The sequence below is a fragment of the Acidovorax sp. GW835-FHT14B10 genome, assembly GCF_058793725.1.
Window position 1 is genome coordinate 128,110 of sequence record NZ_JBXAGC010000001.1, and the last position, 13,808, is coordinate 141,917.

A 13,808-nucleotide genomic window follows, 5' to 3' on the forward strand; every position below is an offset into this window, starting at 1 on the left:
CCCGCCGGCGCGGTCGCTGCCGCCCGCAAAAAAGCCCACGGTGTCTGCCGTGGGCTTTTTTACGTGGCGCCCGGTGTGGACCGCAGAGTGCACTGTGGCACCCTTGCCATTCAGGGGGCCTGCAGGCGTTGCAGCAGTTCCACGGTGGGGTAGCCGTCCTGCGCCGTGCCGATGCTGCGCTGGAAGGCCCGCAGCCCTGCGCGGGTGGCGGGGCCCATCACGCCGTCCGAGGTGCCGGCAGCAAACCCCCTTTGGTTCAGTGCCTCCTGCAGTGCCTGTGTCTGCGCGCGCGACAGCGGCTCCAGATCGCGGGGCCAGGCGCCCGCGACCGCTGCGCCGCCGCCGATCTGTTGCGACAGCAGCGCCACCGCGAGCGCGTAGTGGATCGAGTTGTTGTACCGCAGGATGGTCCGGAAATTGGCCCCCACCAGAAATGCCGGACCGCGGGCACCCGCCGGAGCCACGATGGAGGCCGCGTCCAGGGCCGGCAGCCTCTGGCCGTCGAGCGCTTGTATGCCCTCGGCCTCCCATTGCGCGGTGGTTTGCTGCACCGACAGATCCGCCCGGGCATGGTCGAACGCTGGCGGGAGCCGCACTTCGGCACCCCAGGGCTCGTGGGCCTGCCAGCCGGAGCGGGACAGAAAGTGGGCCGTGGAGGCCGCCACATCGGGGATGCTGCCCCAGATGTCGCGGTGCCCATCGCCATCGGCATCCACGGCGTAGGCCAGGAACACCGAGGGCAGGAACTGGGTGTGGCCCATGGCGCCAGCCCAGGAGCCCACCATGCGCTCGGCGGTGATGTCGCCCTGGTCCACGATGCGCAGGGCCGCCAGCAGTTCGACCTGTGCCCAGGCGCGGCGCCGGCCATCGTAGGCCAGCGTGGCCAGCGCATCCACGGTGTGGAAGCTGCCAAAGTTGCTGCCGTAGTTGCTCTCCATGCCCCAGATGGCGGTGATCACCGTGGCGGGCACGCCGTAGCGGCCGGCCGCTGGCTCCAGCGCTGCGTGGTGCTCGGCCAGCTGGGCCTTGCCCTGCGCGATGCGCTGCGCCGAGACGGCTTTTTCGAGGTAGGCCCAGGGCGTGCGGGTGAATTCGGGCTGGGCACGGTCCAGCTCCACCACGCGGGGTTGCCATTGCGCGTTGCCCAGCACGTCGCGCACGGTGCCGGCCCGGATGCCGGCCGCAAGGGCCTGCGCAGAAAACGCGGCGCGCCAGGCGGCAAAGCCTGCGGCGTGCTCTGCATCGGCTGGGGTGCCGGCGCTGGCGGCCGCTGGCAACGTGGTGCTTGCCGTGAGGGGCTGGCTGGGGGGCATTGGCGCGGAGGTGCAACCTGCGAGGGCCAGGGCCGCAACCAGTGCGGCAGGCCGTAACGTGGATGCCAGGGCCGGGCAATGCGGCAGGAAAGAGGGAGGTGCTTGGATACGGTGCATGCGCCATTGTCCCGTGCGGCAGCGCCCGTGTCTTGCTGCACGCGTGGCATGCCCGAAGGGTCTGGTTGGCGTGTTTACTATTATTTTGATAGCTGTCAGTGCTTGATGTGCAAGCGCTGTAGGTCAAAAAGTCACAAATCCCGGTTACAGTTGGAATTTGGCGCTTGTGATGCCCCTGCGCACTCTTTTTCAGCCTTTGTTTGTCCACCGACCATGGCCTCCCACACCTTTCTCTGGCACGACTACGAAACCTTCGGTGCGAACACCCGGCGCGACCGGCCGGCGCAGTTTGCGGCCATCCGCACCGACGCCGAGCTCAACGAGATCGGCGCGCCGCTGATGCTCTATTGCCAGCCGGCCAACGACTACCTGCCCGATCCGCAGTCCTGCCTCATCACCGGCATCACACCCCAGCTGTGCCTCGAAAAAGGCGTGCCCGAGCATGAATTCGCCGACCGCATCGAGGCCGAATTCGCGCAGCCGGGCACCATCGGCGTGGGCTACAACACCATCCGCTTCGACGACGAGATCACGCGCTTCATGTTCTGGCGCAACCTCATCGACCCCTATGCGCGCGAGTGGCAGAACCAGTGCGGCCGCTGGGACCTGCTCGATGTGGTGCGCATGACGTATGCGTTGCGCCCCGACGGCATCCAGTGGCCCCGCAAGGAAGACGGCACACCGAGCTTCAAGCTGGAGCATCTTTCCAAGGCCAACGGCCTGCTGCACGAGGCCGCGCACGATGCGCTGTCCGATGTGCGCGCCACCATCGCGCTGGCGCGGCTCATTCGCCAGCACAACCCCAGGCTGTTTGACTTTGCCCTGTCGCTGCACAAAAAGGAGCGCGTGGCCGCCGAGTTGCGCCTGCCCGCCACGGCGCTCACGGCGCGGCCTTTTTTGCATGTCTCGGGCATGTTTCCGGCCGAGCGCGGTTGCCTGGCGGTGATGTGGCCGCTGGCCAGCCACCCTACCAACAAGAACGAGCTGATTGCCTGGGACCTGGCCCACGACCCGCGTGCGCTGGCGACGCTGGGCGCCGACGAGATCCGGCTGCGCCTGTTCTCCCGGGCGGCCGATCTGCCGGAAGGCACCACGCGCCTGCCCATCAAGACCATCCACCTGAACAAGTCGCCCATGGTGGTGGGCAATGTGAACACGCTCACGCCCGCGCTGGCGCAGCGCTGGGGCATGGACCTGGCCCAGGCCGCGCAGCATGCCGACATGGCGCGGGCCCTGCCGGACATGAGCGGCATCTGGCCGGCCGTGTTTGCCCGCCCGGCCGAGCCCGCCCCCGATGTGGACCAGGACCTGTATGGTGGATTCGTCGGCAACAGCGACCGCCGCCACCTGAACGATCTGCGCACACTGAGTGGCGCGAAACTGGCCGCCGCGCGCACCGGCTTTGACGACCCGCGCCTGGCCGAGCTGGTGTGGCGCTACCGGGCCCGCAACTTCCCCGGCACCCTGTCGCCCGAAGAGGTCGAGCGCTGGGAGGCGCACCGCGCCGCCTGCCTGTTTGACGGGGCGGGCGGGGCGCGCACCGTGGAGCAGTTGTTCACCGAAATCGACCAGATCTCGGAGACCGCCGACGACGACCGCACCCAGGAGATCCTGGGCGCCTTGTACGATTACGCCGAGCACATCGCGCCGGAGAGATAGCCCCCTGAGTCGCTGCGCGCCTTCCCCCCCGAGGGGGGACGCACCCGGTGGCCTGGCGGAGCCAGTTCCACGGGTGCGCTGGTATCAGGGCGTGCCAGTGTCTATCGCCGTGCCTTGCACGTAGACCAGTAGAAATAGCCGCAGATTTTTATGACGACACCCCACAACCACCAGTTCACCACCCAGATCGTGCATGCCGACCGGCTGGGCGGTGCCGCGCATGGCGCCATCCACCAGCCCATCCACACCTCGGTGCAGTACGGGTTCGAGCAGGTCGAGGACCTGATCGCCGTGTTCCAGGGCACCGCCAAGGGCGGCTTCAACTACGCCCGCCAGGGCACCCCCACCACGGCCGCGCTGGAGGCCAAGCTGACGCAGATGGAGCAGGGCCAGGGCAGCATCGTCTTTGCTTCCGGCATGGCGGGCATTTGCGCCATTTTTCTCACGCTGCTCAAGGCGGGTGACCATCTGGTGGCCAGCAAGTTCGTGTTTGGCAACACCAACAGCGTGTTCGGCACCCTGGCCGACCTGGGCATCGAGGTGACCACGGTGGATGCCACGGACGCCGCCCAGGTGGCTGCCGCCATGCGGCCGCACACGCGCATGGTGTTTGTCGAGACCATCGCCAACCCCGGCACCCAGATGCCCGACCTGGAAGGCATCGGCGCGCTGTGCCAGGAGCGCGGCCTGCTGTACGTGGTGGACAACACCGTGGCCTCGCCGTACCTGTTCCGTCCGGGCACGGTGGGGGCGGGCCTGGTGGTGCATTCGCTCACCAAAAGCATCGGTGGGCAGGGCGACGCGCTGGGCGGCACCGTGATCGACACCGGCGTTTTCGACTGGGGCCGCTACCCCAACATCTTTCCGGCCTACCGCAAGGGCGATGCCAAGGGCTGGGGCCTGCAGCAGCTGCGCAAGAAGGGCCTGCGCGACATGGGCGGCACCTTGTCATCCCATGCCGCGCACCAGATGGCGCTGGGCGCCGAGACGCTGGCGCTGCGCATGGACCGCACCAGTGCCACCGCATTGGCGCTGGCCCAGTGGCTGGAGCAGCACCCGGCCGTGGCGCGGGTGCATTACCCGATGCTGGCGTCACACCCGCAGCATGCCCAGGCCAAAAAGCACCTGAAGGCGGGCTCGTGGCTGCTGTCGTTTGAACTGCGCGACCCCACCCAGTGCCTGCCCCTGTGCAACCGCCTGCAGCTGCCCGTCAAGGCCACGGGCCTGGCGGACACGCGCACGCTCATCATCCCGGTCGCCCATACCATCTTCTGGGAAGCGGGCCCCGAGGTGCGGGCCGCCATGGGCATTGGCGACAGCATGATCCGCCTGTCGGTGGGCCTGGAGGAGTTGCAGGACCTGCTGGCCGACTTTGCGCAGGCGCTGGCCTGAAAGCAGGTGATGTGCTCTTGAATGAATCGCTGATGGCACTTGATCTGTAAGCGCTGGCAGCCAATTTGGCTTGAAATTCAACCAAAAAACCGGTAGCACACCCCAATCGCTGCTATCACCCCTGCCAGCTCAGCCAGCAGCGCGCAGGCCACCGCATGGCGAGCGCGCTGGATGCCCACCGCCCCGAAGTACACCGCCAGCACATAAAACGTGGTTTCGGTGCTGCCCTGGATGGTGGCGGCCACCAGCGCGGCGAAGCTGTCCACACCCTGGCTCTGCATGGTTTCGATGAGCATGGCGCGCGCCGCGCTGCCCGAAAATGGCTTGACCAGCGCCGTGGGCAGGGCATCGACGAAGCGCGCATCCATGCCCAGCACCTGGACGCACCAGCGGATGGCGTCGAGCACATAGGCGAGGGCACCCGAGGCGCGGAACACCCCCACCGCGCAGAGCATGGCCACCAGGTAGGGCAGCAGGCCCTTGGCCACCTCGAAGCCCTCACGGGCGCCTTCGATGAAGGCTTCATAGACCGCCACCTTGCGCCAGGCGCCCACCACCACAAAGAGCACGACCAGGGCAAACAGCGTGAGGTTGCCCAGCAGTGAGGACAGCTGCGCCAGGGCTGCCGCCGACAGCGTGGCCAGCAGCGCCATGAAGCCGGCCAGCCCCAGCGCCAGCGGCAGCAGGTAGGCCAGCACCACCGGACTGAACAGCGGCAGGCGCTGCACCACGGCCACGCTGACGAGCCCCACCAGGGTGGACGCCGACGTGGCCAGCAGGATGGGCAGGAACACCAGTGTCGGGTCGGGCGCGCCCTGCTGCATGCGGTACATGAAGATGGTCACCGGCAGCAGCGTGAGCGACGAGGCATTGAGCACCAGGAACAGGATTTGCGCATTGGTGGCGGTGTCGGGCTGCGGGTTCAGCTCCTGCAGCGCGCGCATGGCTTTCAGTCCCATGGGCGTGGCGGCGTTGTCCAGCCCCAGCGCGTTGGCGGCAAAGTTCAGTGTCATCAGGCCCAGGGCCGGGTGGCCGCGCGGCACGCCGGGCATCAGCCGCGCAAACAGCGGCGCCAGCCAGCGCGCCATGGCGTTGACGATGCCGGCCTTCTCGGCAATGCGCAAAAAACCCAGCCACAGGGTGAGCGTGCCAAACAGCAGCACCATCACCTCGACCGACAGCCTGGCCATGGCAAACAGGGCCTCGACCATGGCCGCAAAAATCTGGGCATGGCCGCCGACCAGCCATTGGGCCAGGGCGGCCACTGCCGCGGTGACAAAAAAACCCAGCCAGAGGATGTTGAGCAAGGGAAAAAACTCCGTGTGGACCGAAATGTGTTGGGCGGCCGGCCCGCAGCCGTCCTGATCGCCACGCCCACCTGGGTGGCGAACCCGGCCATGGAGAGGTTAACCCGCATTTTTGCCTGCAAACGCGCAACGGACAGGGCAAATCGCCGGGTGGTACCCTACAGGGTTCGGTTGCGTGCCCGGTTTTGGTTGAAAAAAACCAGCGCGCATTCGCCCCACGACAAAAACCAGGCGCCATGGATCCATTGAACCGGTTCATCGAGCGCCACAACACCAAGGAACATCCGCCATGGGCGCCCAGTGGAAAGCAAAAGGTAAGGCACAAGTCGCAGATGCCAGAGGCAAGCTGTTTGGCAAGCTGGCCAAGGAAATCATGGTGGCTGCGCGCGGCGGGGCCGACCCGGCCGGCAACTCGCGCCTGCGCCTCGTGGTCGAGCAGGCCCGCAAGGTCTCGATGCCCAAGGACACGCTGGAGCGCGCCATCAAGAAGGGCGCCGGCATTGGCAGTGAGGCCGTTCACTTCGAGCATGTGATCTACGAAGGCTACGCCCCGCACCAGGTGGCCGTGATGGTCGAGTGCCTGACCGACAACGTGAAACGCACGGCGCCCGAAATGCGCGTGCTGTTTCGCAAGGGCCAGCTGGGCACATCGGGTTCGGTGGCCTGGGACTTCGACCATGTTGGCATGATCGAAGCCGAGCCCGCGGTTGCCGGTGCCGACCCCGAAGAAGCCGCCATCGAGGCGGGTGCGCAAGACTGCGAAGCGGGCGACGAGGCTGGCACGACCACCTTCTGGACCGACCCCGCTGAACTCGACCTGGTCAGCCGTGCACTGCCGGCGCACGGCTTCACAGTGTTGTCGGCCAAGCTGGGCTACAAGCCCAAGAACCCGGTGAACCCCGCCAACCTGACGCCGGAGCAGCTGGAAGAGGTGGAAAGCTTTCTGGCCGCCATTGACGCCAACGACGACGTGCAGAACGTCTTTGTGAGCCTGGGCAGCTGATCGCCCGGGGCTGGCCGTTACCCCGGCCCGCGCTGGGTTTGTGCTTTTTTGGGCAACCATTCCATGACCGCTGACCATTACGCAGCCCTCGGGCTGGGCGCCAACGCGTCGTTGTCCGACATCAAGAAGGCTTTTCGCCAGAAGGCGTCGTTCTATCACCCCGACAGGAACGACGCACCCGGTGCCGCGCAGCGCTTCCAGGCCGTGCAAAAGGCCTACGAGGTGCTGGCTGACGACGAGGCCCGCCAGGCCTACGACGACAACCGCCGCCGCAACCTGCTGGACGACCCGCTGCAGACCGCACAAGAGATCTGGCAAACCTATTTCAAGAGCATTCTTCCGTCGTGAAACTTTCCCCTTACTTTTATGACTTGCGTTCGGCCTACCAGGCCGAGCTGGATGACCTGGTTTCGGATTCGGAGGGCAAGGACGTGCTGCGCAGGCGGCTGGCCGAAAAGCGTTCCGAGATCGGCTTCCTGGTGAAGATGATGGCGCTGGCCCCCGAGATGGTGGCGGTGGTCTTTCACCAGGGTTTCCGTTTTGCCAAGCCTGCGGTGATGGAGCATGTGCTCGGCCAGGGGGCGGACAAGCTGCCCGAGTGGGGCACGCTGACGGGCGCCGTTGCGCTGGAACCCTGGGCCGCCAGCCTGGCTCAAACCGTGCTGCGCGAGCCCGGTGGCCCGGCCTTCATGGTCGTGGCGGCGGGGCTGGAGTATCTGCACCAGCATGCGCGCCTGGCCCCGGTACCGGCGCAGGGCGAGGCCGAGCACGATGGCGACGAAGAGGCCGCCGAGCACGACGATGACTACAACGCCCTGAGCGCCGACGATGCCGCCGACCCGCACAACAGCCGCACCCGCGAAGAGGCCAGCGCCCACTGGCTGGCCGAGGCCGGCTTTGATCGCAAAGACTGACAAGACCGAGATTTCCTGCCCATGAACCACCTGGCCCTCATCACCAAAACCACCAGCCTGATTGCCGCGGGCGACATCGTGGGTGCCGAATCGGCGCTGGCCGAGCTGGCCGACACCGAAGGCGACAACGCCCTGATGGTCGTGCTGGACCAGCTGGCACCGAAAGACGTGCTGGCCGTGATGCGCGAGTACGACGACTCCAAGGCGTCCGTCGTCAACCTGCTGGTCACACCCGAGCAGTTTGCGCGCGCCATGGTGCTGGAAAAGCAATACAAGGACCTCACCCACACGCACCTGCGCAACATGGTCAACGCCGTCATCTTTCGGGACGATGCCGACCCCGTGGAGTTCTTGACCTCCATTGGCGACCTGGAAGGCGGCGCCGAGGCCCTGGCCAACTACTTTGCCGAAAAATGGAGCCGCATCGAGGCCTTTGCCCGCACCGGCACCTTCGACGCCACCGAAGATTACGGGCTCACCCTGACCGATGACGAACTGCTGGCTTCCGGCTACGTGCAGCCCCGCATCGACCAGGACGAAGTGGCCGACCGCGACTGGATGCAGCTGGCCTGGCTGCTGCGCTATGAATGCCGCGATCTCTTCATCGAAACCCTGCTGGTGCTGCGCGCCAAGGCCCGTGCCCATGACATGGGCCTGGAAGAGGGCGACGAGCCGGCCGAGGAAGACGACGGCAAGTTCGAGACCAGCGACACCGACCGCGGCAAGGCCACCCCCGCAGCGCGCACGTCCGACGAAGAATCCGCTATATAGATAACAACCCCTGAGGCGCTTTGCGCCTTCCCCCTTCCCGCCTCGCTCTGCGAGGCGGGAAGGGGGACGCCGCCAGCGCGGCGGGGCGGCCCTTGCGCGGCGGCCCTGGCCTGGTCCGTGCCAGTTTCGTGACGCCGCGACGACGCGCAGCGCGATGGAAAGCTGAATGACATTGCCTGACACACCACACACTGATCTGCCTGCCGCAACCCATGCTCTGCAACTGCACGACGCCCGCCCGTTCTTTGAAAAAGCGCTGGTGCATGGCGTGCAGCACGGCATCCTGGATGCCGCCCGGCTCGATGCCATTTGCACCGATGCGCCCAAAGGCATGGTGCAGATCGCCCGCTATTTCGGCAGCGAGTTTCTGCGGCCCGAGCTGGAAAAGGCCCGTGACCGCATGGTCAACCTCATCAGTCTGTATTTGCTGGAAAGCACGGGCGGTGATCTGACCCAAGCCGCCATCTCGCTGCGCGACCACTCGTTCCTGTCGCGCTCCAAGGGCGGCTCCGACATGCTCAAGCGCCTGATCGCCCTGCCCGAGAGCAGCAATTTCGGCATGGCCGGTTATGCCGATGCCCAAACGCCGCTGCTGGCGCTGTGGTCGCTGCGCAGCCATGCCGATTACCGGGCCGAGCTGGCCCGCCGCAGCCAGATTGCCAGCGCCATCGGTGCCGCCCAGTGGCTGGCCGAGCAATACGACCTGGATACCGACGAGCTGGAAGCCACCGGTGCCGATGCCGAGGCCGTCATCCGCACCGGCCTGCTCATGCAGGCCCTGGCACCCAAAGCCATGCACCTGGGTGAGTGGCCCAACGCCGTGGCCCTGGAGAAACGGGTGACGGCGTTGCGCAAGAAAAAGCTGGCAGCACCCACGCAGCTGCGGCTGCCCGCTGGCGTGCCTGCGGATCTGCGCGCGGTGATGCAGGCGCAATGCGCCGCCGTGCTGGCCGACCTGCCCAAACTGCTCGATTCGGCTGCGCCGCTGCGCGCTCTGCTGCGCCCCACCAGCGTATTTCGCGCCCGCTATTTTCTGCTGGACGACCCGCTCGCCGAGGTGGACCAGTACCACCGCAGCCTGGATGCGCTGCAAGAGGGCAGCGAGCCGCCCCAGCCTGCCAGCAAGACATGGATGAAGACCACCCAGGGCAACGAAGACGAGCATTCGCTGCTGACGCTGTTCCTGTGCCTGGCCGCAGGCGCCCCCCCAAAGACCTTGCTGACCGAAAAAACCGCTGCCAGCCTGGTGCGCAAGATCCGCAAGAACGGCCTGCAGCCCGAGCTGGCCACCGCGTTCATTCGCAGCCATGCGCCGGGCGCGTACCAGGCGGACTACATCGGCCTGTGGAACAGCTTTGTGCAGGAATCGGCCAAAACGCTGGGCAGCGACATGGATTACCAGATGCACGACGCGCTGGCCTTGCTGCGCCGCGAGTGCCATGTGGCGGGGTGACGCGGCGTGCTGCCGGAGCGATCCGGGCGCTTGACGGGGGCTGGCACCTGTTGTGGTGCGTGTGGCCCATGCACACCATGGCCCGCGCCATGGCGGTGCGGTGCGCCTTGATGGCGCACATGGGCGCAACCTGCTCGGGCACGTAGCGTTCATGCGCATCTGCTGAGCCATCGGGGTGTGCATACAATTGCATACGCATTTTCTGGCGTGCTTTTCCCGCCGGCCCGCAACACACGGTGGATTCCTCAGGCCGTTTCGCGCACAGCCCTCCGCCCTTCCCATCCTCCGTGCACAGTCCCACGCTCGTTATCGTCGCAGGCATCCTCGCGGTGCTGGTCACCACGGTGCTTTATGCCGTGTGGCACTTCAACAAGGGCATTCCAGGCTTGCGGCTGTGGACACTGTCTTTTCTGAGTGCGTCGGTGTTTTGCGCCATTTTGCTGGTGCGCGTCCACGCGCCAGAGGTGCTGTCAGTGGTGCTGTCAGTGGTGCTGGCGCAGGCGTTCATCTCCGTGGCCGCCTACCTCTACCTTCTGGGAAGCCGTGCCTACATGGGGCGGCGCCCCTTGCCGCCTGGGTATGCGGTGACGGCCATCGCTGCCGTGATGGCGCTGGCGGCGTATTTCACGGTGGTGCAGCCACACATGGGAATCCGGTTTGCGCTGGCGGGATCGGTTGCTGGCGTGTGCTTTTTGCTGACCGCCCACACCCTGGCGCGGGGTGGCTTTCGCAATGTGCCGGCACGCTATCTGTTGGCCCTCTTTGCGGGCCTGCATGGGCTTTTTCTGTTCTTGCGTCCGCTGCTGTTCAGGCTGGCCACGCCCGAAGGGGGTGCTGGCGTCAACATGGTGGCGCTGCTGTCGCAGTTCGTGGTGCTGGAAGCCACTTTGGCCTTGGTGATGATGGCATTTGGCACGCTGATGCTCACCAATGAATACACTACCAGCGAGTTGCGCCACCTGGCCGAGATGGACCCGCTGACCAATGTGTTCAACCGGCGTGCGTTCCTCACGCTGCTGGACAAGGCCATCAGCAGCGCACAGCGCACGCCGTCCGGTCTTTCCGTGCTGGCGATGGATCTGGACCATTTCAAAAAGATCAACGACACCTGGGGGCACAAAAGTGGCGACGACGTGCTGCGCCACTTTGTCCGCCTGGCCACCGGTTGCCTGCGCAATGAGGACGTGATGGGGCGGCTGGGTGGCGAGGAGTTCGCCATTTTTCTGCCCAATGCCGACAGCGAGGGCACCCGTGTCGTGGCCGAGCGCCTGCGTGCCATGGTGGCCAGCCAGCCTGTGCTCACCGACCGTGGCCCCATTGGCTTGACGGTGAGCATCGGAGCTACGCATTACCTGCCCGGCGATTCGTCAGACGCCCTTTTGCAGCGCGCAGACGAGGCCATGTACCTGGCCAAGGAGCATGGGCGCAACAGGGTGGAGGTACTGGCTCTTTGAGCGCAGCGCGAGTTGATCACGGATGGGCAACGCTGGCCAGGGCGCCATGACCGGGATGGCTGGTGCCTTGGGGCGGGCGCTCTGTGCACCCTGGATGCTTCAGAAGTCCATGACCAGCGAGGCGTGCAGGCTGCGGCCAGGCTGGGTGTAGGCGTCGTTCACGGTGCTGGCGGCTGCCAGGCCGTACACGTCGGGCCAGAGCCAGTATTTGCGGTTCGTGAGGTTGTGCACGGCAACGTTGAGCCGCAGATCCTTGCGCAGACGCCACTGCGACGACAGGTCGAGCGTGGTGGCCTGCCCGATGGTGAACTGGGTGTTGGGTGCCTTGACGGCCGAGGCACTGTCGATGTCGCTGGCCTTTTTGGCGCCGTGGTAGCGCAGGTCGGCGCGCAGGCCCCAGGCGGCCGTGTCGTAAAGCACGCCCAGGCTGATCTGCTGGGGATCGATGGAGTTCAGCGGTGCACCGGTGGCACGGTTCACGCCCTTGGCGCGCCCCCAGCTGAAGGGGGTGCTGACGCGCCCGCCCGCCATCGGACCCCAGTCGTAGAGGCCTTTCACCTCGATGCCCGTGATGCGGGCCCGCTCGGTATTGAGGGTCTGGAACACGCGCGGGTCTGCAGCCGTGCCCGTGCCGCGGATGAGCACGGTGTCCAGGATGAGGTGGGAGTAGTGGTTGGCAAACACGGTGGCGTCGAGCTTGAACCGGTCGAACCGGCCGCGCACTCCCAGCTCCACGCCCCGGCTTTTTTCGGGTTTCAGGTCTGGGTTGGGGATGATGGTGACCTGCTCGGCAGCGTTTTCATAGTAGCCATTGATCTGCGCTGCATCGGGCGCGCGGAACCCCGCGGCATATTGGCCGAAAACGCTCCACTGTGCGGTGGCGCGGTACAGCACCCCGAACTTGGGCGACAGCGCCGAACCCGAGAGCGACTGGCCCGGCTGGGCTGCAGGCGGGTAAAACCCGCCCTGGCTGGTCACGTCGAGCGCAAAGTGGTCCCAGCGCAGCCCGGGTGTGATGCTCCATTGGTCGATCACGGATTCGGCCTGTATGTACACCGCGCTGCTGGTTTCGCGGGTGTCCGGAAAGCGCTTGAGGGGAAACACCTCCGGTGGCAGGGGGGCCAGGCCGGTATAGACGTTGCGGATGTCGCTGCGGATGTGGTCAATGCCGTAGGTGAGCCTGTGCGCCCAGCCGCCGGGTGAGCGCAGTGTTTTTTCGGCCTGCAGGCCTGCCTGCCAGGTGTGCTCGGTGTACGAGTTGTCGCGAACGCGCAAGGGCAGGGTGTTGCGCACGCTGGTGCCCACCTGGCGGGAGCTGGCGTGCTGCACCGCCAGCACCGTCTGCAACTGGTCGACCCAGTCGGCCCCCAGGGTGTAGCGGCCATCCCAGGTCAAGCGGCTGCGCTCCATGGTGCGGCTGGAGTTTTCGTCCCGTACGGCGCCGGCGATGGTGGCTGCACTGCCCGTCAACGGCAGGGGTGCACGGCTGGACAGCAGGTTCACATCGGCCTGCTTTTCCACATGTTCCAGGGTCAGTACATGGCGCTGCGCGGCCGAGGGGCGCACCACCACCTTGGCCAGCACGGCGTTGTTTTCGTTGTGCTGCGGATTGGGTGTGGTGCGGCTGGTGTCGGAGGTGTCACGGGTGCCCATGTTGTCCATGGCGTGCGAGCGGCGGGCGTTGGCGGTGATGAGCCATTGCACGGTGTCGCTGGCGGTGCCCGCAACCGTGGCGGCCAGCGCACGGCCATTGTCATCGCCGCTCCAGCCCGAGGAGATGCGCCCGCCCAGCTGCTGGGGCGGCTCGCCTTGGGCGTTGGTCAGAAAATCTGCCGGCTCGTGGGTGATGAAATTGACCAGGCCAGCCATGCCATCCGAACCATAGAGCGCCGATGCCGGCCCGCGCACCACTTCGATGCGCTTGAGCAGTTCCATGGACAGGTATTCGCGGTCGAACGTGGTGGTGCGAAAGGCATAGCTGCGGGGGATGCGAATGCCGTCCACCAGCATCAGCACGCGGTTGCCGCCCAGGCCGCGGATGTTCAGGCCCACATTGCCATCGCGGCCGGTGCCCACCGTGTTGGCTCCGCCCACCGTGGTGCGTGGCAAAGGGTGCTTGACGGACATGTTGGGCAGGTCGCGCAGGGCTTCGCGCACGTCGCGGCTTTGCTGGTCGCTCAAGGTGCGCGCGTCGATCACATCGATCGACAGGGGCAGCTCGTCGCTGAGCTGCTCGCTGCGCGAGCCGCTGACCACGACCTCCCCCATTGCCGGTACCGCCTGGGCGTGCACAACCCCGCCGGGCAGGCAGGCCGCGAAAGTGGCCAGCGCCAGGGCGTGAAGGGTGCCCACGGTGTGGCTTTGACGCGAAACCGGGGGAGGGGGGGAAAGATGCGGTTTCATGGGTGTTGGTTTCTTGTATCCG

General features: G+C 66.3%; 11 protein-coding genes. 8 read left to right on the forward strand and 3 right to left on the reverse strand.

The window, feature by feature from the left end; genetic code table 11:
• Nucleotides 1–110: 110 nt before the first annotated feature.
• The gene (locus AC1Q5S_RS00585; RefSeq protein ID WP_303834966.1) at nucleotides 111–1,430 is read right to left on the reverse strand and encodes a lytic murein transglycosylase; all 1,320 of its coding nucleotides are present in this window, start codon (nucleotides 1,428–1,430) and stop codon (nucleotides 111–113) included.
• Nucleotides 1,431–1,643: 213 nt separating this feature from the next.
• On the opposite strand from AC1Q5S_RS00585, the gene sbcB reads away from it, so the two are divergent.
• A complete protein-coding gene (gene sbcB, locus AC1Q5S_RS00590; RefSeq protein WP_492238213.1) occupies nucleotides 1,644–3,089 on the forward strand; it encodes an exodeoxyribonuclease I in 1,446 nt (481 codons plus the stop codon).
• Between the two features lie 150 nt (nucleotides 3,090–3,239).
• Entirely contained in the window at nucleotides 3,240–4,481 is a 1,242-nt protein-coding gene (locus tag AC1Q5S_RS00595) for a cystathionine gamma-synthase family protein (protein ID WP_492238214.1), read from the forward strand.
• Between the two features lie 77 nt (nucleotides 4,482–4,558).
• Here the strand turns inward: AC1Q5S_RS00595 and AC1Q5S_RS00600 are convergent, their stop codons facing one another.
• Complete coding sequence (locus AC1Q5S_RS00600; protein WP_492238215.1) at nucleotides 4,559–5,788, reverse strand: nucleoside recognition domain-containing protein; 1,230 nt, start codon at nucleotides 5,786–5,788, stop codon at nucleotides 4,559–4,561.
• Between the two features lie 289 nt (nucleotides 5,789–6,077).
• Between AC1Q5S_RS00600 and AC1Q5S_RS00605 the strand changes: the two genes are divergently transcribed.
• From AC1Q5S_RS00605 to AC1Q5S_RS00630, 6 genes are all read left to right on the forward strand, one after another.
• Nucleotides 6,078–6,791 carry a YebC/PmpR family DNA-binding transcriptional regulator gene (locus tag AC1Q5S_RS00605; protein WP_092696699.1) on the forward strand — a complete coding sequence of 238 codons (714 nt, stop codon included), beginning with the start codon at nucleotides 6,078–6,080 and terminating at the stop codon, nucleotides 6,789–6,791.
• Nucleotides 6,792–6,854: 63 nt separating this feature from the next.
• A complete protein-coding gene (locus tag AC1Q5S_RS00610; RefSeq protein ID WP_492238216.1) occupies nucleotides 6,855–7,139 on the forward strand; it encodes a DnaJ domain-containing protein in 285 nt (94 codons plus the stop codon).
• Nucleotides 7,136–7,705: a hypothetical protein gene (locus AC1Q5S_RS00615; RefSeq protein ID WP_492238217.1), complete on the forward strand. Its 570-nt coding sequence runs from the start codon at nucleotides 7,136–7,138 to the stop codon at nucleotides 7,703–7,705. The genes AC1Q5S_RS00610 and AC1Q5S_RS00615 overlap by 4 nt, the downstream gene beginning before the upstream one ends.
• A 21-nt stretch (nucleotides 7,706–7,726) precedes the next feature.
• Nucleotides 7,727–8,476 carry a hypothetical protein gene (locus tag AC1Q5S_RS00620; RefSeq protein WP_492238218.1) on the forward strand — a complete coding sequence of 250 codons (750 nt, stop codon included), beginning with the start codon at nucleotides 7,727–7,729 and terminating at the stop codon, nucleotides 8,474–8,476.
• A 166-nt stretch (nucleotides 8,477–8,642) separates the two neighbouring features.
• Nucleotides 8,643–9,929, forward strand: a complete 1,287-nt coding sequence (locus tag AC1Q5S_RS00625) for a hypothetical protein (RefSeq protein ID WP_492238219.1) — start codon at nucleotides 8,643–8,645, stop codon at nucleotides 9,927–9,929.
• 287 nt (nucleotides 9,930–10,216) lie between these two features.
• Complete coding sequence (locus AC1Q5S_RS00630) at nucleotides 10,217–11,383, forward strand: GGDEF domain-containing protein (protein WP_492238220.1); 1,167 nt, start codon at nucleotides 10,217–10,219, stop codon at nucleotides 11,381–11,383.
• Nucleotides 11,384–11,482: 99 nt separating this feature from the next.
• Here AC1Q5S_RS00630 and AC1Q5S_RS00635 read toward each other — a convergent pair whose 3' ends face one another.
• Nucleotides 11,483–13,735, reverse strand: a complete 2,253-nt coding sequence (locus AC1Q5S_RS00635; protein ID WP_492238221.1) for a TonB-dependent hemoglobin/transferrin/lactoferrin family receptor — start codon at nucleotides 13,733–13,735, stop codon at nucleotides 11,483–11,485.
• Nucleotides 13,736–13,808 lie beyond the last annotated feature (73 nt).

What these genes read in the sequence shown, in the direction of transcription:
- AC1Q5S_RS00585 (WP_303834966.1), bottom strand. Translation starts at nt 1,430, where the DNA reads ATGCACCGTATCCAAGCACCTCCCTCTTTCCTGCCGCATTGCCCGGCC.
- sbcB (WP_492238213.1), top strand. Translation starts at nt 1,644, where the DNA reads ATGGCCTCCCACACCTTTCTCTGGCACGACTACGAAACCTTCGGTGCG.
- AC1Q5S_RS00595 (WP_492238214.1), top strand. Translation starts at nt 3,240, where the DNA reads ATGACGACACCCCACAACCACCAGTTCACCACCCAGATCGTGCATGCC.
- AC1Q5S_RS00605 (WP_092696699.1), top strand. Translation starts at nt 6,078, where the DNA reads ATGGGCGCCCAGTGGAAAGCAAAAGGTAAGGCACAAGTCGCAGATGCC.
- AC1Q5S_RS00610 (WP_492238216.1), top strand. Translation starts at nt 6,855, where the DNA reads ATGACCGCTGACCATTACGCAGCCCTCGGGCTGGGCGCCAACGCGTCG.
- AC1Q5S_RS00620 (WP_492238218.1), top strand. Translation starts at nt 7,727, where the DNA reads ATGAACCACCTGGCCCTCATCACCAAAACCACCAGCCTGATTGCCGCG.
- AC1Q5S_RS00625 (WP_492238219.1), top strand. Translation starts at nt 8,643, where the DNA reads ATGACATTGCCTGACACACCACACACTGATCTGCCTGCCGCAACCCAT.